The organism is Dictyoglomus sp., from assembly GCF_049968615.1.
Taxonomy (GTDB): domain Bacteria; phylum Dictyoglomota; class Dictyoglomia; order Dictyoglomales; family Dictyoglomaceae; genus Dictyoglomus; species Dictyoglomus turgidum.
In genome coordinates, this window is sequence record NZ_JBMFQK010000041.1 from 1 (window position 1) to 518 (window position 518).

Below are 518 nucleotides of genomic sequence, written 5' to 3' on the forward strand. Positions count from 1 at the left end.
ATCTTATCGGATAAATCTCAATTAATTCCTTACGAGATTGCCTTATTCCATTTTCAATTATCTTTAATGCATTTTCCACCTCTGCTCCATAATTAAGTATTCTGGGTCTAAATTTATCTGGAGAGTCAGCAATTTCTTTTATAGCTTGAAGTAATTCCTTTATTCCTTCTTTTCTTGTAGCAACAGTTGGAACTACTTTTATACCAAGTAGTTGCTCCATTGCATTTGTATTTATCTCGTACCCCTTTTTCTTTGCCTCATCATAGATGTTTAACGCAACAACCACAGGAATTCCAAGTTCAAGAAGTTGAATTGTAAGATAAAGGTTTCTTTCAAGATTTGTTGAATCAACAACATCAATTATGATGTCAGGTTTTTCTTTTACAATAAAATCCCTTGCAATAATTTCTTCCTGGGTATAAGGACTAAGACTGTATGTTCCAGGAAGGTCAACGAGATCAATAGTTAAATCATCAATTTTAAATGTAGCTGTCTTTTTCTCAACTGTTACTCCAGGC

The 518-nt window shown here is 33.2% G+C and carries 1 protein-coding gene; it reads right to left on the minus strand.

What is annotated here, in order from left to right:
• Positions 1-518, minus strand: a 518-nt coding sequence (locus tag ACP5QL_RS09275; RefSeq protein WP_428127320.1) for a FeoB small GTPase domain-containing protein, incomplete at both ends; no start/stop codon positions are given.